Raw genomic sequence first — 20,508 nt, 5'->3', positions numbered from 1 at the left:
ATCCTCTAAAACTTGTATTCGTTACCTAACCTAAACCGCAGAGGCACCAGAAACAATTTCCGACAGTTCCTGCGTAATCGCAGCCTGACGGGCCTTGTTATAGACCAGTTGCAAGTCGTTGATAAGCTCACCCGCGTTGTCTGTTGCCGACTTCATTGCCACCATACGGGCAGCTTGTTCAGAGGCAATGTTTTCAACAACACCTTGGTAAACCTGAGATTCCACATAACGGACCAATAAAGTATCCAAAAGTGCTTTTGGATCTGGCTCGTAGATATAATCCCAACGATGAGCAGTTTCATCATCTTCTGATTTAGGCAAAGGTAGCAGCTGCTCGATCACAGGAGTCTGCGTCATAGTATTCACAAATTTGTTAAATACCACGTACAGACGATCCAGCTTGCCTTCGTTGTAAGCTTCTAGCATGACACCGACTGTCCCGATCAAGTCAGCGAGCTTTGGAGCATCGCCTAAACCTGAAGCGTGAGCAGACACTTGTCCACCGAAGTTTTTGAAAAACTGCACACTACGTGCACCGATAGGGCAAAATTCAAATTCTGCACCTTGGGCTTTCCAGCTTTTCACGTCTGCAATAACCTTTTTGAAAAGGTTAACGTTCAGACCACCACAAAGGCCACGGTCGGTTGCTACAACAATGTAACCAACCCGCTTAGCCTCTCTCACCTCCAAATAGGGGTGTTTATACTCGAGAGAACCTTGCGCGACGTGACCGATCACCTTACGCATGCTTTCCGCATATGGACGGCTCGCAGCCATGCGTTCCTGCGCTCTGCGCATTTTGCTGGCTGCCACCATTTCCATGGCGGACGTGATCTTCTGAGTGTTTTTCACACTCGCGATCTTGGTTTTAATCTCTTTAGCGCCGGCCATCTCTACTCTCCAATCTGGACCTGAGGTGTCTTAAGACACCTCTATCATTGTTACCAGGTTTGGGTTGCTACGAACTTGTCGAGGCCAGCTTTTAATTCAGCTTCGATATCAGCGCTATAATCGCCAGTATCATTGATAAGCTTCATTAAAGGAGCATGCTCGCTGTTCATGAACGAGAGCAGAGCGGCTTCGAAATTACCGACCTTATTCAGCTCAACACTCTTCAGGTAACCTTTTTCAGCTGAGAAAATAGACACAGCTTGAGCGGCTACGCTCATAGGAGCATATTGCTTTTGCTTCATCAGTTCGGTAACACGCACACCATGCTCAAGCTGAGCACGTGTTGCATCGTCAAGATCAGATGCAAATTGCGAGAACGCAGCAAGCTCACGATACTGTGCTAGTGCGGTACGAATACCACCAGACAGTTTCTTGATGATCTTAGTCTGAGCCGCACCACCAACACGAGAAACAGAAATACCTGGGTTAACCGCTGGACGTAGGCCAGAGTTAAACAGATCGGTCTCAAGGAAGATCTGACCATCGGTAATAGAAATTACGTTGGTCGGTACGAATGCAGAAACGTCACCCGCTTGCGTTTCAATAATCGGCAGCGCGGTTAAAGAACCAGTTTTGCCAGTTACTGCACCTTTAGTGAACTTCTCTACATAAATCGCGTTAACGCGTGATGCACGCTCTAATAAACGTGAGTGTAGATAGAATACGTCACCTGGGTAAGCTTCACGGCCTGGTGGACGCTTGAGCAGTAACGAAATTTGACGATAAGCAACTGCTTGCTTAGACAAATCATCGTATACGATCAAAGAATCTTCACCGCGGTCACGGAAGTATTCACCCATAGAACAACCAGAATATGGCGCTAAGTATTGTAGAGCAGCGGCTTCAGAAGCAGTTGCAACAACAACGATAGTGTTAGCTAACGCACCGTGTTCTTCTAGCTTGCGCACTACGTTAGCGATAGTAGAAGCCTTTTGGCCAATCGCGACGTACACACATTTAATGCCAGAATTTTTCTGGTTGATAATTGCGTCGATCGCCATTGCTGTTTTACCAGTTTGACGGTCGCCAATGATCAATTCACGTTGACCACGACCAATAGGGATCATGGCATCAACGGCTTTGTAACCAGTTTGAACTGGTTGATCAACAGACTGACGTTCAATAACACCTGGTGCGATAACTTCAATTGGCGAGAAACCATCGTTATCGATAGGTCCTTTACCGTCAATTGGCTCACCTAGAGTGTTAACAACGCGGCCAAGAAGACCGCGGCCAACTGGAACTTCCAGAATACGGCCAGTCGTTTTCACTTTTACGCCTTCTGCTAAATCAGCATAAGGACCCATTACTACGGCACCGACAGAATCACGTTCAAGGTTCAACGCGATTGCAAAACGGTTACCAGGCAGTTCGATCATCTCACCTTGCATCACGTCGGCTAGGCCGTGGATGCGGATGATGCCGTCACTTACCGCAACGATAGTACCTTCGTTACGAGATTCGCTAACGACTTCGAACTGCTCGATCCGCTGCTTAATCAGATCGCTGATTTCAGTGGAATTCAGTTGCATGCTCAAACTCCCAATTACGACTGCAGCTTATCAGACAGACGCGATAACTTACCGCGGACCGAGCCATCGATGACTAGGTCTCCTGTCTTAATGATTACACCGGCGATGAGCGCGGCGTCAGTGCTACAATTCAGCTTAACTTTGCGTGCGAGACGTTTCTCTAAAGAAATACTAATCTGCTGTTGTTGTTCAGAGCTCAGCTCAGTTGCAGAAACCACATCGGCTTCTACTTCTTTTGCCCACTCATTACGGTATTCAGTAAATAACTGAGATACAGCAGGTAGCACCTTTAAGCGACCGTTTTCAGCCATTACCTTTATCAGGTTCTGACCTTGCACATTGACTTGCTCACCACACACACTAATAAAGAGTGCTGCGAGCTTAGTGCTGGCTAAAGAGCCAGCTAACAGTGGTTGCATGGTTTCGTTTTCACTCACCAATGCGGCAAACGTGAGCATTTCAGCCCAAGAATCCACTGCATCTTGTTCAATAGCAAAGTCAAAAGCTGCCTTTGCGTAAGGGCGAGCGATGGTGGTTAATTCAGCCATAACTCAACTCCCTTATCAAATTTCAGCGACTAGTTTATTAACTATGTCACTGTGGGCGGCTGGATCAATAGAACGCTCAAGGATCTTCTCAGCACCCATGATGGCAAGAGTAGCAACCTGCTTACGCAGATCCTCTTTGACGCGATTACGTTCAGCTTCAATTTCTGCTTTACCCTGAGCGATGATTTTAGCACGCTCAGCGTCTGCTTCGGTTTTGGCTTCTTCAACTATTTGAGCTTTACGCTTGTTAGCTTGCTCAATAATTTCATTAGCCGTTACCTTGGCTTCTTTTAGTTGGTCAGTCGCTTTCGCTTGTGCCAACTCCAGGTCTTTTACCGCACGATCAGCATCAGCTAGACCGTCAGCAATCCTTTTTTGGCGCTCTTCGATGGCATTCATCAAAGGGGGCCATACAAACTTCATGCAAAACCACACGAAGATGATAAAGGCGACCGTCTGACCGATTAGGGTAGCGTTGAAATTCACAACAGCCTCCTATTTAGAGTTAAGACAGAAGCGTTTTTTACAGCATTGCACCCAGTGGGTTGGTAAATAGCATAAATAATGCGATACCAACACCGATCATAGTTACGGCGTCAAGAAGACCCGCTACGATGAACATTTTAACTTGTAGCATAGGAGCCATTTCTGGTTGACGCGCAGCGCCTTCCAAGAACTTACCGCCTAATAAGCCGAAACCGATTGCAGTACCAAGAGCACCCATACCAATCAGCAGAGCAACAGCGATAGCTGTCATGCCTAAAATCGTTTCCATCTGTATCTCCAGTATCTAAATCTATATTAGTTGATGATTTAGTTTAAAATTTCTTCAGCAATCCTTAATGATCTTCATGCGCCATGCTTAAATAAACAATGGTCAACATCATGAAGATAAACGCCTGCAGCGTGATAACCAAAATGTGGAATATTAACCAGCCCAGTTGCAGAGTCACACCTAGGGTAGATAATAACAAGTTGGTACCATACATCAGCGCAATAAGGATGAAGATCAACTCACCTGCGTACAAGTTACCAAAGAGTCGCAATGCCAATGAAATTGGCTTAGCAATCAAAGTAACAGTCTCTAATAGGAGGTTGACGGGTATCATTGCCTTATGGTTAAAGGGCTGTAGTGTCAATTCTTTAACAAACCCAGACACACCTTTGACCTTAATGCTGTAAAAAATAATCAGCACGAACACACCAATAGCTAAGCTAAAAGTAATGTTAACGTCAGTCGTCGGAACCGCTTTTAGATAGGGAATACCCATTAAACTTGCTGCGTGAGGCAGCCAATCTACAGGGATCATATCCATGAAGTTCATCATGAATACCCATACAAAAATGGTCAGAGCTAAAGGCGCGATCAGAGCATTGCGACCATGAAAACTTTCTTTCACGCTGTTATTTACGAACTCGACGATAATCTCAACAAAACATTGCAGTTTGCCAGGAACACCGGAAGTCGCTTTTTTACCAACGCTGCGGAAAATCCACAGGAACAGAACACCAAGACCAACCGAAAAGAACAACGAATCAATGTGCCATGTCCAAAAGCCTTCACCAACACTTAAGTTGGTAAGGTGATGTTGGATATAGCCCTGCGGTGTTAACGCTTCACCAGTTGCAGCCATGATTCATCCCACTTAACTTTGCTTGAAGTATAAAGGAGCTGTCCAATGCACGATTAGCGTCAGCACATAACAAACAAAAAGCGGCATAAAAGCGACCTTAAGATTGATAAACACAAACGAAAACATTGCGATGGTTAACAGCAACTTTACCGCTTCCCCCCAGTAAAAAGTCTTTATGACTTTTGCAGCTGAACTTGCTCCCGTGTGGGAGAAAGCGAGGGTTGCGAATACAAAATTAGGGAGCACAGCGATTGAACCACCTGCTAATGCAGAATAGCCAAACTGAACTCCCCACACGGCGAAAAAGAGAATTGAAGCACCCCCAGCGACCGCCGCCTGCATCATCACCAATTTATAGGCTGACCACCGGCCACGACGCGCTAAAACCTTACTCAATTCATCCTCTCCGCATTCATACTTTTTGTTTCGATGACCGGATGACAAATACCCGTATTTATGTCGATGCACAAAAAGCTTGCGAAAGTATACCTTTTCACGCCTTCATTGCAACTTTGAGATAAGGAAAAACAACACTTTTAACGTGATCTCGCGCCAAACGAGTTAAAATGTAAGATTAGCATCTGTCACAAATTTACATTAAAAACTGTTAATCTACAGACATTAATGAATTTTACTAAGAATTCCGTCTAATTCAGCCAGATTCTGATAGTTAATTACAATTTTACCCGTGCCCTTACTGCTATGAGCGATCGAAACCTTGGCACCTAATCTTTCAATTAACTGCTGCTCTAAACGACAAACATCTTGATCTTTAGTCGTAGTTTCGGCTTGTTTAGGCGGATTTAAGGTTTGATTAATTAATCGTTCAGTTTCGCGAACGGTTAATTCCTTAGCGGCCACTAATCTCGCAAGATTTGTTTGTTCTTCTCCCTCAATTGCCAACAAAGCGCGAGCATGACCCATATCAATGTCGCCATACTCGAGTAGACGCTTAACCGGCTCATTTAAGCCGTTTAAACGTAACAAGTTAGATACACTCGCTCTGGATTTTCCCACAACATCGGCAACCTGTTGGTGAGTAAGTTCAAACTCTTGCATTAAACGTTGCAATGCAATGGCTTCTTCCATGGTATTTAAGTCTTCACGCTGGATGTTTTCAATCAAAGCAATAGCAACAGCGGCTTCATCAGGTACTTGCTTTACTATGCAGGGGATTTTATTCAAGCCAGCAAGTTGCGCAGCACGCCAACGACGTTCACCCGCAATGATCTCATACATATTATTCGTCACTTGTCTCACAACGATAGGCTGAATAATGCCTTGGTTGCGGATAGAGTGTGCCAGTTCTTCCAACGCTTCGGGGGACATGTCTTTACGAGGTTGATACTTACCTGGCTGTAATAAGTCTAAATCGAGATGGATAAGCTCTTCTTTTTTATCGACAACATCAGCTTCGTCAGTGTGCTTTTTACTGGCGGCATGACTGTTACTCAGTAGGGCATCTAACCCTTTGCCTAATCCTCTTTTTTTCAACGTCATGGTGATCCTTTACGCTTGCTTAGCCTGAGTTTGTTGTTCTGAACGACGGATCATTTCACCCGCAAGCGCTAGATACGCCTTAGCGCCAGCACTCGATTTATCGTAATACATAGCAGGCGCTCCAAAACTTGGTGCTTCTGCTAGCCTCACATTACGTGGGATAACGGTACGATAGACTTTGTCACCAAAATGTTGTTTTAGCTGATCGGACACATCATTAGACAAACGATTACGCGGATCATACATAGTACGTAAAATGCCTTCGATGCCAAGTCCAGGATTAACCATAGCTGCAAGCTTAGTGATGGTATCAATCAGCGCAGTTAAGCCTTCAAGGGCGTAATATTCACACTGCATAGGCACGAGTACAGAGTCGGCCGCTGACATAGCGTTTACGGTCAACATGTTCAATGAAGGAGGGCAGTCGATAAAGATATAATCGTATTGATCTTTGATCGGTGCGAGCGCGTTACGCAAACGGATCTCTCGGGCAAAAAACTCCATCAATTTGATTTCTGCCGCAGTGACATCGCCATTACTGGCGATCAGATCATACTTACCCGCAGTGTTTTTAATGACGATCTCGTCGAAGGATTTTTCTTCAACCAATAATTCATAGGCTGTATTAGCTACGTCATACTTATCGACACCGCTCCCCATGGTGGCATTACCTTGAGGATCGAGATCGATCAATAATACTTTACGTTTTGTTGCTGCTAACGAAGCGGCGAGGTTAACGCAAGTAGTTGTTTTTCCTACGCCACCTTTCTGGTTAGCCACGGCAATCACTTTACCCACAATATCACCCTGTATGTAAATGCTGGTTTATTGCCCTTGCTTATAAATGATTTATTTATCACTTTTAAGCCTGTTATTCTTTGATTATCTTCAATAAATGTCTTTTTTCATCGAGTTTAGGCACCTTAAGCTCGATAACTTCTTTCACCACAAATCCACTTGGAATATGTTGCATCTCTTCATCATTCAACTGGCCTTTAAGTGCATAAAACTGTCCATGTTCGGCGGGGAGATGATGGCACCAAGTCAGCATATCTTGGATTGAGGCAAATGCACGACTTAATACGCCGTCGAATTTATCCTCCGGTTGATAAGCTTCTACGCGGCTTTCAACTGAGCTGATGTTATGTATGCCTAATTCAAAGGACACTTGTTTTTGAAAACGAATACGTTTACCTAAGCTGTCCAATAACACAAATTGTTTATCGGGGTTCATAATGGCTAACGGGATCCCAGGTAAACCCGGTCCAGTGCCTACATCGATAAAACGTTTACCTTGCAGGTGTTTTGAAACCACTAAACTGTCCATGATATGACGGATCAGCATAGCTTCGGGATCTCTCACCGATGTCAGGTTATAGGCTTTATTCCATTTGTTGAGCATACCAACAAAATCAATTAGTTGTTTTTTCTGCTCGACGGTTGCGGGCAAATTAATTTCGGCTAAATAAGCCTCTAACTGGGCAGATAACACTGAGCAACCTCAACAAAGATACGATTATGAACGCGAAGGCTATTATGAAGCCCGAAAACGATGAAGGGAAGCCTGAATGCTTCCCTTCTATGACCTAAGCAGCGATTAAGCTAGCTTTTACGCACTCTTACGTAATAAGCCACGCTTTTTGAGGTGAACTAACAAAATTGAAATAGCCGCAGGGGTAATGCCAGAGATCCGTGACGCTTGACCTATGGTTTCTGGTTTGTGGTTATTTAACTTAGCAATCACTTCATTCGATAAGCCTGGTACTTCTTTGTAATCGAGCGTCAAAGGTAAACCTGTGTTCTCATTACGCACAGCTTTGTTGATCTCTTCCTGCTGACGTTGAATATAACCAGAATACTTAACTTGGATCTGAACTTGCTCAGCCGCCTGTGGATCTTCAAGCCCTGGACCAAAACCTTCGATCTGCATCAACTTGCTGTAATCCATTTCTGGACGACGCAGTAATTCTTCAAATGATGCTTCGCGAGAGATCGGCGTATTCAAGTGTGGGTTTAACGCATGGATCAAAGGTGAATTTGGATGCACCCATTGAGCGCGCAAACGTTGTAACTCAAGTTCGATCGATTCTAACTTCTCACTAAATGCCGCCCAGCGAGTGTCGTCAACTAAACCTAATTCGCGGCCTTTTGCCGTTAAGCGAATATCAGCGTTATCTTCACGGAGTAACAAACGGTATTCGGCACGGCTAGTAAACATGCGGTACGGTTCTTTGGTACCCAGAGTTGATAAATCGTCAACTAGTACTCCAAGATATGCTTCGTCACGGCGTGGACACCAGGCTTCTTTGCCTTGTACTTGCAGTGAGGCATTCATGCCTGCTAATAAACCTTGAGCACCAGCTTCTTCATAACCTGTAGTGCCGTTTATTTGGCCTGCGAAGAATAAACCGTTGATCGCTTTGGTTTCTAATGAGTTTTTCAGATCTCTTGGATCGAAGTAATCGTATTCGATCGCATAACCTGGACGCATGATTTCTGCGTTTTCCATGCCTTTGATCGAACGTACTAAATTCAACTGTACATCGAAAGGTAAACTAGTAGAGATCCCGTTAGGATAGATCTCATTGGTATTTAAACCTTCTGGTTCGATGAAGATCTGATGCGAAGATTTATCCGCAAAGCGGTGGATCTTGTCTTCAATCGATGGGCAATAACGTGGACCAATACCTTCGATGACGCCTGAATACATAGGGCTTCTGTCTAAACCACCACGAATAATTTCATGGGTTTTTTCATTGGTGTGAGTGATCCAGCAAGAAATCTGTTTTGGATGATGACTGATATCCCCCATAAATGACATGACAGGTAACGGAGAATCGCCTTTCTGTTCAGCCATTTGAGAAAAATCGATCGTGTTTGCATCGATACGTGGCGGTGTACCTGTTTTTAAACGGCCGACTCGGATCGGTAATTCACGTAATCGATTTGCTAAAGCAATCGCTGGTGGATCGCCTGCACGGCCACCGCTGTAGTTTTCTAAGCCTATATGAATTTTGCCGCTTAAGAATGTACCTGTTGTTAATACAACAGCTGGAGATTCAAAAGCTAAACCCATTTGGGTAACTACACCAACTACTTGATGATTTTCAACAATTAAGTCATCTACTGCTTGTTGGAAAATATGTAAGTTAGGTTGGTTTTGTAATATATTTTGGATTTTTTGACGATACAGTGCACGGTCAGCCTGTGCTCGTGTTGCTCGTACTGCTGGGCCTTTACTTGAATTTAAGGTTCTAAATTGGATCCCTGCATAATCGGTTGCGATTGCCATTGCACCACCTAAGGCGTCAATTTCTTTCACTAAATGGCCTTTGCCTATGCCACCGATCGCTGGATTACATGACATTTGTCCTAACGTATCGATATTGTGCGTTAGTAATAATGTTTTTGATCCCATTCTTGCTGCTGCCAACGCGGCTTCAGTTCCGGCATGACCACCACCAACAACAATAACATCAAACCGTTCATGAAAATGCATGCCACTACCTTCAATTGCTAAGAGACTCAGTACGAGCCGAGCATTTTAGCATTTGCTTCGTCTTAGGTGAATGATCATTTTACGCTGTTCGATCGAGATGATCCGGACTAATAGATCTTAAGATCTTTATATAGATCTTTTTATTATGTTTACTATTAGGATCGCGTTTTTCTGTGCATAACCCAAATTCATTATATAAATCATTAATTAGCGCGATCTTGATCCTGTGATCTGATCGCGATCTAATGTCATTAAACATGGGGATAGATCGCCTACTTATCCACAAGGCGGATCATTAAGCAGATCGGACTGTGAATAGTACAGAGGTTGATCAGATCTAAATAATAGCTTATCCACATGTTTATACTTTAAATAAGTAAATTGTGGATAAATAGGATCTAAACTGTACATAGATCGGGACCTTATCCAATAAGCGATCTTAAATGTCCTGTTGCCATTGTGCTAACCATGCAAGGGCTGGGTCTTCCGGCACAGGATCAAGCTGTACATCGATCTGGATCTTATCCACAAAGGCTTTTGCATCGCAGTCTTGAATGGCCGAAATTAATTTTTCTGGGCCTTGGCAAAAGGTATCGTAACTTGAGTCACCAATTGCACATAAGGCAAAGTTTACTTGGCTGAGATCCGGTTTTTGCTCGGTAATTTCGTTGAAAAAAGGCTGAATATTATCTGGAAGATCACCAGCTCCATGAGTTGATGACACGATAATCCACAGTGCATGGGTGTCTATTTCGCACAATGTTGGGGTTAAATGAACTTGAACTTGGTGTCCTTGCTCCGTTAATTGGGCCATCATTTCGTCGGCAACATACTCTGCACTGCCCAATGTTGTACCAACGATTACTTCAATCTTTGCCATTATGATTTCTCAGTGTGTTGTTGTTTTTAAAACTAATTTCAATTAAATAGATAGCTGAATGGCTATTATTATGTTCATCATAAAGGAAATGTGGATAGGACCACAGAAGCAATACGTGATTTTTGCAGTTTTTGCATCCTTTATATAAGGTTGGTTTCGCTTACATGTTACCTTTAGCTTCTTGATACATAATTAATATATTTAAAAAGTTAATTTCATTTAAAATCAAATAATTATAATAGGATGATCCATGACAACACCCGTAAATGCGCCCCAGTGGCCACGGCAAATTCCTTACATCATAGCCAGTGAAGCTTGTGAACGTTTTAGCTTTTACGGTATGCGGAATATTCTTACCCCATTCTTGATGACAGCACTTTTGTTGTCTATTCCAGAAGAACTGCGCGGAACTATGGCTAAGGATGTGTTCCATTCCTTTGTCATTGGAGTGTACTTTTTTCCGTTACTCGGGGGTTGGATTGCCGATCGTTTTTTCGGTAAATACAATACTATCTTATGGTTAAGTTTAATTTACTGTGTTGGCCATGCGTTTCTCGCTATTTTTGAACACAGTATTCAAGGGTTTTATACGGGATTATTTTTAATTGCGCTCGGATCGGGTGGGATTAAGCCCTTGGTTTCTTCCTTTATGGGGGATCAATTTGATCAAACCAATAAAACATTGGCGCAGAAAGCGTTTGATCTGTTTTATTTTACGATTAACTTTGGCTCCTTCTTCGCCTCGTTATCTATGCCATTACTATTGAAATATTATGGTGCTGCGGTCGCATTTGGGATTCCTGGTGTCTTAATGTTTATTGCAACTGTGTTCTTCTGGTTAGGCCGCAAACGTTATGTGCATATGCCACCCGAACCGAAAAATCCCCATGGTTTTTTACCCGTTATTCGTACCGCATTGCTCACTAAAATCGCTGGTCAAGCCAACATAGGTTTAGTGTTAGCTTTAGTTGGGATAATTTCTGCAGCGTATGCTTTAGTGAATATTCCAACCTTAGGTATCGTTGCTGGTTTGTGTTGTGCGTTAGTGCTAGTAATGGGATTTGTTGGCGCAGGGGCTTCATTGCAACTCGAACGCGCTAGGGGGATCCATCCGGATATCGCCGTTGATGGGGTGCGTTCAGTACTACGGATCTTAATCTTATTTGCGTTAGTGACTCCCTTTTGGTCTTTGTTCGATCAGAAAGCGTCCACTTGGATATTGCAAGCCAATGACATGTCTAAACCGGAATGGTTTGAACCCGCCATGATGCAAGCTTTAAACCCATTATTAGTTATGTTACTGATCCCACTTAATAACTTTGTGTTATATCCGGCGATTGAGCGCATGGGTATAAAGTTAACTGCTTTGCGTAAAATGGGGGCTGGGATTGCCGTCACGGGCGTGAGTTGGATAGTCGTTGGTAGCATTCAATTGGTGATGGATGGCGGCTCGGTATTATCAATATTTTGGCAGATTGTGCCCTATGCTTTGCTCACCTTTGGTGAAGTATTAGTCTCTGCCACTGGGCTAGAGTTTGCCTACAGCCAAGCGCCTAAAGCCATGAAAGGCACTATTATGAGTTTTTGGACCTTATCGGTGACCGTCGGTAACTTATGGGTGCTACTAGCGAACGTCAGTGTTAAAAGTCCGGCAGTGACGGAACAAATTGCCCAGACGGGGATCAGTATTACCGCATTTCAGATGTTTTTCTTTGCTGGTTTTGCCATCTTGGCGGCATTGATGTTTGCGCTTTATGCAAGATCCTATCAAATGCAAGATCATTACCGCCACGTCGAATCATGAGTTAGTCGATGAGTGGAAATATTCAGTTGTAGATAAAAAATCAGCCCATATTGTATGGGCTGATTTATATGGAAATAATATTAAGGTTAGTTATTTTCCGATACAGAAAGAGCTAAAAATTTTGCCTAGTAAATCGTCAGAAGTGAAGCGGCCAGTGATTTCTGATAATGCTAATTGGCACATGCGTAACTCTTCTGCCAGCAGTTCTCCTGCTAGATACACTTCTAATTGTTCTTTACCTAATTGCAGATGGCTTGCGGCGAGTTCAAGGGCTTCTAAGTGACGACGCCGAGCGATAAAGCCACCTTCGAGGTTACTCTGGTAGCCCATGAGTGATTTTAAATGCAGCTTTAACTGTTCAACACCTAAGCCTGTTTTCGCCGAGATCCGGTAAACACTATAACCTTGTTCCTCTGTCATCATTAAGTCTTCGCCAGTGAGATCGGCTTTATTGCGGATCACTGTCACACCTAAATTTGAGGGCAGGCGATCGACAAAGTCAGGCCAAATATCATGGGGATTAACGGCGGCTGTGGTGGTGCCATCAACCATAAATAACACCCGATCGGCACTGTTTATTTCATTCCAAGCGCGTTCTATACCAATTTGTTCAACGGTATCTGTCGTATCACGTAGGCCTGCGGTATCGATAATGTGCAGTGGCATGCCATCTAAGTGGATGTGCTCGCGTAATACATCTCGTGTTGTACCAGCAATTTCGGTAACAATAGCCGATTCTTTACCGGCTAAGGCGTTTAATAAGCTGGATTTTCCGGCGTTAGGACGACCCGCAATCACGACTTTCATGCCTTCGCGGATGATAGAACCTTGTTTAGCACTGGCTTGCACTAGGTCGAGTTTGTCGATGATTTTATAGAGTGCATTGGCAATTTTGCCATCACTTAAAAAGTCGACTTCTTCATCGGGGAAATCAATCGCAGCTTCTACATATAAACGTAGGTTAGTGACTTGATCCACCAGCTCATGGACTTCCTTAGAAAATTCACCCTGGAGTGATTGCAGCGCACTTTTAGCCGCTTGCTCACTGGTGGCATCGATAAGATCGGCAATCGCTTCGGCTTGGGTTAAGTCTAGCTTGTCGTTCATAAAGGCTTGTTCGCTGAACTCACCGGGTTTGGCGATACGAATGCCACCGACTTCCATTACACGTTTGATCAGCATGTCTAGAACGATTTGGCCGCCGTGGCCTTGAAGTTCCAATACATCTTCGCCAGTAAAGGAATTGGGGCCTTTAAAAAACAGCGCTATGCCTTGGTCGATTACTTGGCCTGTTGCACTTTTAAAGTCGCAATAATCGGCATATCTTGTTTTAGGAAGATGACCTAATACGGCCATAGCGACATCACTGGCCTTGTTGCCTGAAATTCGGATGATGCCAACGCCGCCACGTCCAGGCGCGGTGGCTTGAGCCACGATAGTGTCAGTTGTCACGGAAATACCCACCAAACTAATATCTACCAAATCATGTAAAGGAAAAGGCGGCTAATTAAGCCGCCTTTAGTATTATTTTCACTTTATGCTTTGCTAAAGGTAGGGCTTATTTTAAGCCTTTTTTCTCAAGACCTGCATAAATAATCTTCTGCTGCGTGATGGCAACTATGTTACCTACTAACCAGTACAGTACTAGACCTGATGGGAACCACAGGAAGAATACGGTAAAGATTACTGGCATCCATTGCATCATTTTCACTTGCATTGGATCCATTGTCGGCGCAATTGGTTGCATCTTCTGCATTACAAACATAGAGACGCCCATCAGCAAGGGCAGTATGTAGTAAGGATCTTGTACCGATAAATCGTGGATCCACAGCATAAATGGTGCATGACGTAATTCGAAGCTTTCTAGCAATACCCAGTATAAGGCAATGAAGATTGGCATCTGTAAAATAATAGGTAAACAGCCACCCATAGGGTTAACTTTTTCTTTCTTATACAGTTCCATCATGGCTTGACCCATCTTTTGACGGTCATCACCAAAGCGTTCTTTCAAATCTGTTAGCTTAGGTTGCAGATTACGCATCTTCGCCATTGAGGTGTACTGCGCTTTTGTCAGCGGGAACAGTAAACCACGAACGGTTAATGTGATCAGAATAATTGCCACACCCCAGTTACCGACGAATGATTGATAGAACATCAATAACCAGTGAATAGGAACCGCTAACCACCATAAGAAACCGTAATCGACCACGAGATTTAAGGTTTCAGAAATCGCTGACAGTGCCGCTTGATCCTTAGGACCAACATAGAACTGTGAGCTAATTTCTTGGCTGGCACCAGGTGCAATATCGTATACCGCGCCGCGGAAACCAATATTAGCTAGACCGCCAGCACTGACACTAGAAAAAATTGTGTTACTGTCAGTTGCAGGAGGCACCCAAGCTGAAACGAAATAGTGTTGTAACATGGCTGCCCAACCGCCTAAAGTGGCTTGGTTCAGGTTACTTTTGGCCATGTCGTCAAAGTTGTATTTTTCATAGCGCACATCATTCGTTGAGAACGCACCACCACGATAGGTAGGCATCATCATGCTGCTTTCAGATGGCTTGATCGTTTGTTTAATCTGACCGTACATCTGAACTTGCAGCGGTGCTGCTGAAGTGTTGTTGATTTTATAGTCAACATCTATGTTGAACTTACCGCGATGGAATACGAACACTTTAGTGTAAGTCACACCATTGTCAGCGATATAAGTTAACGGTACTTCTAAGGTATCTTGGCCTTCGGCTAAGGTATATTCAGTTGCCGTTGTGCTAAATGCGGCACGGCCTTTTGCGCTGCTATCGATACCATCGCGACCAATTAGGCCGCTTTGAGCGATATAAGTGAAATCATTCGTTTGCTCAAGCAATACGAACGGTTGATCTTTCTCTAGTTCTTTTTTGTGCGAAACTAACGCAGCAAAAACGATGTCACCACCCACTGGATTGATCTGAATGTCTAACTGATCTGTTTTTACCGTAATCAGTTTGCTGTTTGCAGTAACTGCTGCAGCAGGAACACCTGTATCAGCTTCTGGAACATCGGCACTGTGCGAGCTTGCCGCGTTCGCCACTAAGGACGATTCGGTTGCAACGGGTTTAGGAGCTTTGTCTGCTTGCCACTGTTGCCACAGCAAAAAGCTGACAAACAGTAGTCCTATGAGCAATATATTGCGTTGAGATTCCATAGCCTATTTATTACACCTATCATTTTTAGGGGGGACGGGATCACTACCGCCGGGATGTAAAGGGTGACATTTTAATATGCGTTTCAATGCAAACCAACAACCTTTCGCGGTTCCATGCACTTTTATTGCTTCAATAGCGTAGTGAGAGCAGGTGGGATTGAAACGGCATCGAGGGCCCAGTATAGGGCTTATGAATACTTGATAGCCACGAATTAACGTGGTCGCTAGCCATTGTAGCGGCGACTGAGTTTGCGCCATAGCTTTTCTATCAATTTGTTGATTTCAGCGTTTTCCATTTCCATCACGCCATTTCTGACAAGCACAACAATATCAAGATGAGGAATGTCGTGTTGATTTAAGCGAAAACTATCTCTGATCACGCGCTTAATACGGTTACGTTGATTGGCGCGTTTTACATAGCGTTTAGCAACAGTAAGGCCCATACGCGGATGTTGTTCCGTGTTAGGAATAGCGAGCAAGGTAATTTCAGCAGAAGATGCTTTGATGGGATTGGAAAATACAGATTTAAATTGCGCGGGAGTTAACAAACGTAACTCCCGCGAAAAGGTATAGCTAGTCAACTAGTTACCCACTTATTAAGCAGATAAACGAGCGCGACCTTTCGCACGACGACGTGCAAGCACCTTACGGCCGCCTACAGTAGCCATACGAGCGCGGAAGCCGTGAGAACGCTTGCGCTTCAGGTTGCTAGGTTGAAAAGTACGTTTACTCATGATGGCAATCCGTCTTTGTTATTAGTGAACATATCCTTATCTCTAGGATAGAGGTAAGGGCAAAAAAGAGGCCGAATTGTAATCACAATACTTAGTCACGTCAACAACGAAAGTAAGTAAGTGCTTTATTTCTGCCAGCGTATCCTTAGATCAATCCCCAGAATACACCATAAGATGTGGATAACTCTGTGTACGGACACTACATGTAGTAGTGTAGGGGATCTTCGAGCCGATCGAAGGGGCGCCATTATAGATCAATGTGGATCGCTTAATAAAGCAGGATTTGCGGTTAGTGCTGAATAAAAGGATCGTTTTGGATCTTTGATGATCGAGGATATTCACATAGAATGATCTCGCTGGGGATAAATATTTTTTAAGGATAGCGATCCTTGAGATCTCGCTATAGAATACACCTCTTTTTTGATGATCTTTTGGGGATAACTAAGTGGCTGTTTCACTTTGGCAACAATGTATCGGACGACTGCAAGATGAGCTTTCTGCTCAGCAGTTCAGTATGTGGATCAGACCGTTACAAGCCGAAATGGATGGAGATACTCTGGTGCTTTATGCGCCCAACCGCTTCGTGCTTGATTGGGTCAGAGATAAGTACATCAATATCATTAATCAGTTCTTTACTGAGCAAATGGGTAGTGACGCGCCTAAATTGCGTTTCGATATAGGTAGTCGTCCTTCGGCGAAAAAGCCAAGTGTACCGGCACCGATTGCGCCAACGCGAGCACCTAATACTCAAACGAAAGCGACTGTGGGCACGACGTTTAATGTCCAAGCCGAGCCTATGGCGAACGCGAATCACCGCAGTAACATCAATCCTAGCTACCAGTTTGATAACTTCGTAGAAGGTAAGTCGAACCAATTAGGTAAGGCTGCGGCGTTACAAGTGGCTGAAAATCCGGGTGGTGCTTATAACCCACTATTTTTATATGGCGGAACAGGTCTAGGTAAGACTCACTTGTTGCACGCTGTCGGTAACGGGATCATTAAAAATAATCCGAATGCCAAAGTGGTTTACATGCATTCCGAGCGTTTTGTCCAGGACATGGTTAAAGCGCTGCAAAACAATGCGATCGAAGAATTTAAACGTTACTACCGTAGCGTCGATGCCTTGTTTATTGATGATATTCAATTTTTTGCCAATAAAGACAGATCCCAAGAAGAATTCTTCCATACCTTCAATGCGTTGCTTGAAGGGAATCACCAAATTATTTTGACTTCAGATCGTTATCCAAAAGAGATCGACGGTGTTGAAGACAGATTGAAATCGCGTTTCGGTTGGGGTTTAACTGTGGCCATTGAGCCACCAGAGTTAGAAACCCGCGTAGCGATCTTGATGCGTAAAGCTCAAGAGAGCGGCATTAACTTGCCCGATGAAGTGGCTTTCTTTATTGCTAAGCGTTTACGTTCAAACGTGCGCGAGCTAGAAGGGGCGTTAAACCGCGTTATCGCCAACGCTAACTTCACGGGTCGGCCAATTACTATTGATTTTGTTCGTGAAGCCTTACGTGACCTCTTGGCACTTCAAGAAAAATTAGTCACTATAGACAATATTCAGAAAACCGTAGCTGAATACTACAAGATCAAGATGGCTGATATGTTGTCTAAGCGTCGTTCACGCAGTGTCGCGCGCCCAAGGCAAGTGGCAATGGCGTTATCCAAAGAATTAACTAACCAAAGCTTGCCGGAAATTGGTGATGCTTTTGGTGGTAGAGATCACACCACAGTGTTGCATGCCTGTCGTAAGATTGCTCAGCTACGGGAAGAGAGCCACGACATTAAAGAAGATTATGCTAATTTGATTAGAACCTTATCTTCTTAAAACAAGGAATTTGGACACGATGAAATTCTCAATTGATAGGGATGCCCTATTAAAGCCGTTGCAATTGGTGTGTGGTGCGGTAGAAAGACGCCATAACTTGCCCATTTTGTCTAACCTCCTTGTAGAAGTAAGTGGTCACTCACTTAAGTTGACTGGTACAGATTTAGAAGTCGAACTCGTGGGCCAAGCTGTGGTTCACGGTGATATCGAAGAAGGTCGTACTACGGTTCCGGCGAAGAAACTGCTCGATATTGTTAAGTCTTTGCCAGAACAAAGCGAACTGAAAGTCGAACAACAAGATAATAAATGGTTGCTGCGTTCAGGCCGTAGCCGTTTTTCCTTAGCGACTTTGCCCGCAGAAGAATACCCTAACGTTGAAGCCTTCCAAGCTGAGATTGAATTTAGCTTGAAGCAGGGCGTGTTGAAGTCGATTATCGACTCGACGCAGTTTTCGATGGCTAACCAAGATGTACGCTATTACCTCAACGGATTATTGTTTGAAACTGAAGGTAATGTGTTGCGTGCGATAGCGACCGACGGTCATCGTTTAGCCTTAAGTCATCGTACGATTGAAGCACAATTACCGGAAAAACAAGTCATTGTGCCCCGTAAAGGCGTAATTGAAATGGCGCGCTTATTGGAGTCTGACGATCTCGATATCACTATTGCTATTGGTGATAATGCTATTCGTGCCACCACGGCTAACACAGTATTTACCAGTAAATTAGTCGATGGTCGCTTCCCTGATTATCGCCGTGTATTGCCAAAGGGCGGTGATAAAATTGTGATTGCGAGTCGTAATCACTTGAAGCAAGCGCTGACGCGGGCTTCTATTTTATCCAATGAAAAATTCCGTGGTGTGCGTATTCAACTCGAAAATGGTCTGCTCAAGATCACCGCTAATAATCCTGAACAGGAAGAAGCGGAAGAAATCATTGATGTGGAATACAACAATCAGGCCTTAGAAATTGGTTTTAACGTCAGTTACTTACTGGACGTGCTCAACAACCTTAAGTCCGATGATGTGCGTATCACGCTCATTGATGGTAACTCCAGCGCCCTAATCGAAAACCATTTGGAAGAAGATTCCATGTATGTGGTTATGCCGATGCGCTTATAAACCATCGATTTTTACGTTACCCGTGTCTGTACCTCTGTCTTCGATGTCTATGCCGCTTAACGGCGGCATAGTGTTTAATACGCAGCATTGGCCATTCCTTCACTCATTTACCGATAGTCTTAGCCTGTGGCAGCGATTGAGTTGCTCGTTAAGTGCTATGAATCCTTGCCTACGCCGTTTACGCGGCTTAATGAGTAATGCATGAGCCTGACCCGTCTCAATATCGAAGCATTTCGCAACATTCAGTCCGCACAGTTAATCCCCGCACCTGGGATTAACGTGATTTATGGTCAAAATGGCAGCGGAAAAACCAGTATTTTAGAAGCCATTTATTTCCTCGGTATGGGGCGCTCGTTTCGCAGTCATTTATCCCAACGAGTGATTAATCACGATGACGATAAGTTAACGCTATTTGCGACTTTAAATTTAGCGCGCGGTGACAGTAAAATTGGTTTACGCCGATTTCGCAATGGTGAGACGGAAGTGAAAATCGACGGCGAAAAAGTCAAACGTCTGTCGACCTTAGCCGAAGCTTTACCTATTCAAGTGATCACACCTGAAAGCTTTTCTTTACTGTTTGAAGGCCCAAAATCCCGTCGACAATTTATTGATTGGGGCGCATTTCATGCTGACCCACAGTTTTATGGCGCTTGGACGAATGTTCGTCGCGTTCTTAAGCAAAGAAATCAATTGCTTAGGAACGGTTCAGCTTACAGTCATATTCAATTTTGGGACCAAGAGTTTGTGCGCTATGCCGAGCAGGTCACCGAAATACGAAACCATTATGTAGACTCGTTAAATGAGCTACTTAAGGGTATAATCGGGGAGTTTTTACCGAGTGTAGATGTGAAGGTTTCATTTACGCGCGGCTGGGATAGTAAAACGGATTTTGCAGAACTACTCGAAAACCAATATTCCAGAGATTTGGCCACAGGTCATACCGTCAGCGGTCCCCATAAAGCTGACCTTAGACTTCGTGTAGGCACTTTGCCGGCGCAGGATGCCCTGTCCCGTGGTCAATTGAAATTATTAGTCTGTGCACTGCGTATTGCACAGGGAAAGTTGCTCAAACAACAAATAGATAAAAACAGTATTTATCTTGTGGACGATCTTCCGTCCGAGTTGGATGCACAGCATAGGCAGCTATTGCTTAAGCAGTTAACGGATACCGGAGCACAAGTTTTTGTGACCGCCATTGATCCTGCTGCAATAGTCGATTCGTTACACACGCCTCCCAGTAGGATGTTTCATGTGGAACAGGGACGTGTAACGGTAATTGAATAAC

22 protein-coding genes are annotated in these 20,508 nt (G+C 44.0%); 5 read left to right on the top strand and 17 right to left on the bottom strand.

All coding sequences use genetic code 11. The annotated features are described in order from the left end of the window. Positions 1-30 precede the first annotated feature (30 nt). The 12 genes from atpG to mioC all read right to left on the bottom strand — a co-directional run bounded on the left by atpG (position 31) and on the right by mioC (position 10,544). Positions 31-891 carry a F0F1 ATP synthase subunit gamma gene (gene atpG, locus L5M17_RS17445; RefSeq protein ID WP_006084762.1) on the bottom strand — a complete coding sequence of 287 codons (861 nt, stop codon included), beginning with the start codon at positions 889-891 and terminating at the stop codon, positions 31-33. A gap of 50 nt (positions 892-941) precedes the next feature. After that, positions 942-2,483 (bottom strand): F0F1 ATP synthase subunit alpha, encoded by a 1,542-nt coding sequence (gene atpA / locus L5M17_RS17440; protein ID WP_168827626.1) that lies wholly within the window; start codon positions 2,481-2,483, stop codon positions 942-944. Between the two features lie 14 nt (positions 2,484-2,497). After that, the gene (atpH, locus tag L5M17_RS17435) at positions 2,498-3,031 is read right to left on the bottom strand and encodes a F0F1 ATP synthase subunit delta (RefSeq protein ID WP_006083842.1); all 534 of its coding nucleotides are present in this window, start codon (positions 3,029-3,031) and stop codon (positions 2,498-2,500) included. 15 nt (positions 3,032-3,046) lie between these two features. Beyond that, the gene (gene atpF / locus L5M17_RS17430) at positions 3,047-3,517 is read right to left on the bottom strand and encodes a F0F1 ATP synthase subunit B (RefSeq protein WP_006083841.1); all 471 of its coding nucleotides are present in this window, start codon (positions 3,515-3,517) and stop codon (positions 3,047-3,049) included. Positions 3,518-3,554: 37 nt separating this feature from the next. After that, positions 3,555-3,806 (bottom strand): F0F1 ATP synthase subunit C, encoded by a 252-nt coding sequence (gene atpE, locus L5M17_RS17425; protein WP_006083840.1) that lies wholly within the window; start codon positions 3,804-3,806, stop codon positions 3,555-3,557. Between the two features lie 64 nt (positions 3,807-3,870). Beyond that, positions 3,871-4,665 carry a F0F1 ATP synthase subunit A gene (gene atpB / locus L5M17_RS17420; RefSeq protein ID WP_105250793.1) on the bottom strand — a complete coding sequence of 265 codons (795 nt, stop codon included), beginning with the start codon at positions 4,663-4,665 and terminating at the stop codon, positions 3,871-3,873. 12 nt (positions 4,666-4,677) lie between these two features. After that, the gene (locus L5M17_RS17415; RefSeq protein WP_105250794.1) at positions 4,678-5,061 is read right to left on the bottom strand and encodes an ATP synthase subunit I; all 384 of its coding nucleotides are present in this window, start codon (positions 5,059-5,061) and stop codon (positions 4,678-4,680) included. A gap of 225 nt (positions 5,062-5,286) precedes the next feature. Further along, positions 5,287-6,165 carry a ParB/RepB/Spo0J family partition protein gene (locus L5M17_RS17410; RefSeq protein WP_263148676.1) on the bottom strand — a complete coding sequence of 293 codons (879 nt, stop codon included), beginning with the start codon at positions 6,163-6,165 and terminating at the stop codon, positions 5,287-5,289. 9 nt (positions 6,166-6,174) lie between these two features. Beyond that, on the bottom strand, positions 6,175-6,963 hold the full coding sequence (locus tag L5M17_RS17405; protein WP_105250796.1) for a ParA family protein: 789 nt from the start codon (positions 6,961-6,963) through the stop codon (positions 6,175-6,177). Between the two features lie 73 nt (positions 6,964-7,036). Then, positions 7,037-7,657, bottom strand: coding sequence for a 16S rRNA (guanine(527)-N(7))-methyltransferase RsmG (gene rsmG / locus L5M17_RS17400; RefSeq protein ID WP_113941418.1), 621 nt, complete (start codon positions 7,655-7,657; stop codon positions 7,037-7,039). Positions 7,658-7,774: 117 nt separating this feature from the next. Next, positions 7,775-9,664 carry a tRNA uridine-5-carboxymethylaminomethyl(34) synthesis enzyme MnmG gene (gene mnmG / locus L5M17_RS17395; protein WP_263148675.1) on the bottom strand — a complete coding sequence of 630 codons (1,890 nt, stop codon included), beginning with the start codon at positions 9,662-9,664 and terminating at the stop codon, positions 7,775-7,777. A gap of 439 nt (positions 9,665-10,103) precedes the next feature. Continuing rightward, positions 10,104-10,544: an FMN-binding protein MioC gene (gene mioC, locus L5M17_RS17390; protein WP_105250799.1), complete on the bottom strand. Its 441-nt coding sequence runs from the start codon at positions 10,542-10,544 to the stop codon at positions 10,104-10,106. 250 nt (positions 10,545-10,794) lie between these two features. On the opposite strand from mioC, the gene L5M17_RS17385 reads away from it, so the two are divergent. Next, complete coding sequence (locus L5M17_RS17385; RefSeq protein ID WP_263148674.1) at positions 10,795-12,348, top strand: oligopeptide:H+ symporter; 1,554 nt, start codon at positions 10,795-10,797, stop codon at positions 12,346-12,348. Between the two features lie 90 nt (positions 12,349-12,438). On the opposite strand, the gene mnmE is transcribed toward L5M17_RS17385, so the two are convergent. The 5 genes from mnmE to rpmH form a co-directional block, all read right to left on the bottom strand. After that, complete coding sequence (gene mnmE, locus L5M17_RS17380) at positions 12,439-13,800, bottom strand: tRNA uridine-5-carboxymethylaminomethyl(34) synthesis GTPase MnmE (protein ID WP_113941427.1); 1,362 nt, start codon at positions 13,798-13,800, stop codon at positions 12,439-12,441. A gap of 106 nt (positions 13,801-13,906) precedes the next feature. Continuing rightward, positions 13,907-15,535: a membrane protein insertase YidC gene (yidC, locus tag L5M17_RS17375; protein WP_105250801.1), complete on the bottom strand. Its 1,629-nt coding sequence runs from the start codon at positions 15,533-15,535 to the stop codon at positions 13,907-13,909. A gap of 3 nt (positions 15,536-15,538) precedes the next feature. After that, on the bottom strand, positions 15,539-15,793 hold the full coding sequence (gene yidD, locus L5M17_RS17370) for a membrane protein insertion efficiency factor YidD (RefSeq protein WP_006083829.1): 255 nt from the start codon (positions 15,791-15,793) through the stop codon (positions 15,539-15,541). Next, positions 15,760-16,116: a ribonuclease P protein component gene (gene rnpA, locus L5M17_RS17365; protein WP_105250802.1), complete on the bottom strand. Its 357-nt coding sequence runs from the start codon at positions 16,114-16,116 to the stop codon at positions 15,760-15,762. The genes yidD and rnpA overlap by 34 nt, the downstream gene beginning before the upstream one ends. A 15-nt stretch (positions 16,117-16,131) precedes the next feature. Beyond that, positions 16,132-16,269 carry a 50S ribosomal protein L34 gene (rpmH, locus tag L5M17_RS17360; RefSeq protein WP_006083827.1) on the bottom strand — a complete coding sequence of 46 codons (138 nt, stop codon included), beginning with the start codon at positions 16,267-16,269 and terminating at the stop codon, positions 16,132-16,134. 445 nt (positions 16,270-16,714) lie between these two features. Here rpmH and dnaA point away from each other — a divergent pair, with 445 nt between their 5' ends. The 4 genes from dnaA to recF are packed head-to-tail and all read left to right on the top strand — an operon-like array spanning position 16,715 to position 20,507. Beyond that, positions 16,715-18,103, top strand: coding sequence for a chromosomal replication initiator protein DnaA (gene dnaA / locus L5M17_RS17355; protein WP_113941415.1), 1,389 nt, complete (start codon positions 16,715-16,717; stop codon positions 18,101-18,103). 19 nt (positions 18,104-18,122) lie between these two features. Beyond that, a complete protein-coding gene (gene dnaN, locus L5M17_RS17350; RefSeq protein WP_105250803.1) occupies positions 18,123-19,223 on the top strand; it encodes a DNA polymerase III subunit beta in 1,101 nt (366 codons plus the stop codon). Next, positions 19,198-19,428 carry a hypothetical protein gene (locus L5M17_RS17345; RefSeq protein ID WP_158683016.1) on the top strand — a complete coding sequence of 77 codons (231 nt, stop codon included), beginning with the start codon at positions 19,198-19,200 and terminating at the stop codon, positions 19,426-19,428. Before dnaN ends, L5M17_RS17345 begins: the two co-directional genes overlap by 26 nt. Further along, the gene (gene recF, locus L5M17_RS17340; RefSeq protein WP_105250804.1) at positions 19,425-20,507 is read left to right on the top strand and encodes a DNA replication/repair protein RecF; all 1,083 of its coding nucleotides are present in this window, start codon (positions 19,425-19,427) and stop codon (positions 20,505-20,507) included. Before L5M17_RS17345 ends, recF begins: the two co-directional genes overlap by 4 nt. Position 20,508: the final 1 nt, after the last annotated feature.

This window comes from Shewanella sp. SW24 (assembly GCF_025653395.1).
GTDB lineage: Bacteria > Pseudomonadota > Gammaproteobacteria > Enterobacterales > Shewanellaceae > Shewanella > Shewanella oncorhynchi.
This window is presented reverse-complemented; position numbering and strand designations above follow the sequence as displayed.

What these genes read in the sequence shown, in the direction of transcription:
- atpG (WP_006084762.1), bottom strand. Translation starts at nt 891, where the DNA reads ATGGCCGGCGCTAAAGAGATTAAAACCAAGATCGCGAGTGTGAAAAAC.
- atpA (WP_168827626.1), bottom strand. Translation starts at nt 2,483, where the DNA reads ATGCAACTGAATTCCACTGAAATCAGCGATCTGATTAAGCAGCGGATC.
- atpH (WP_006083842.1), bottom strand. Translation starts at nt 3,031, where the DNA reads ATGGCTGAATTAACCACCATCGCTCGCCCTTACGCAAAGGCAGCTTTT.
- atpE (WP_006083840.1), bottom strand. Translation starts at nt 3,806, where the DNA reads ATGGAAACGATTTTAGGCATGACAGCTATCGCTGTTGCTCTGCTGATT.
- atpB (WP_105250793.1), bottom strand. Translation starts at nt 4,665, where the DNA reads ATGGCTGCAACTGGTGAAGCGTTAACACCGCAGGGCTATATCCAACAT.
- L5M17_RS17410 (WP_263148676.1), bottom strand. Translation starts at nt 6,165, where the DNA reads ATGACGTTGAAAAAAAGAGGATTAGGCAAAGGGTTAGATGCCCTACTG.
- mnmG (WP_263148675.1), bottom strand. Translation starts at nt 9,664, where the DNA reads ATGCATTTTCATGAACGGTTTGATGTTATTGTTGTTGGTGGTGGTCAT.
- mioC (WP_105250799.1), bottom strand. Translation starts at nt 10,544, where the DNA reads ATGGCAAAGATTGAAGTAATCGTTGGTACAACATTGGGCAGTGCAGAG.
- L5M17_RS17385 (WP_263148674.1), top strand. Translation starts at nt 10,795, where the DNA reads ATGACAACACCCGTAAATGCGCCCCAGTGGCCACGGCAAATTCCTTAC.
- yidC (WP_105250801.1), bottom strand. Translation starts at nt 15,535, where the DNA reads ATGGAATCTCAACGCAATATATTGCTCATAGGACTACTGTTTGTCAGC.
- yidD (WP_006083829.1), bottom strand. Translation starts at nt 15,793, where the DNA reads ATGGCGCAAACTCAGTCGCCGCTACAATGGCTAGCGACCACGTTAATT.
- rpmH (WP_006083827.1), bottom strand. Translation starts at nt 16,269, where the DNA reads ATGAGTAAACGTACTTTTCAACCTAGCAACCTGAAGCGCAAGCGTTCT.
- dnaN (WP_105250803.1), top strand. Translation starts at nt 18,123, where the DNA reads ATGAAATTCTCAATTGATAGGGATGCCCTATTAAAGCCGTTGCAATTG.
- L5M17_RS17345 (WP_158683016.1), top strand. Translation starts at nt 19,198, where the DNA reads ATGTGGTTATGCCGATGCGCTTATAAACCATCGATTTTTACGTTACCC.
- recF (WP_105250804.1), top strand. Translation starts at nt 19,425, where the DNA reads ATGAGCCTGACCCGTCTCAATATCGAAGCATTTCGCAACATTCAGTCC.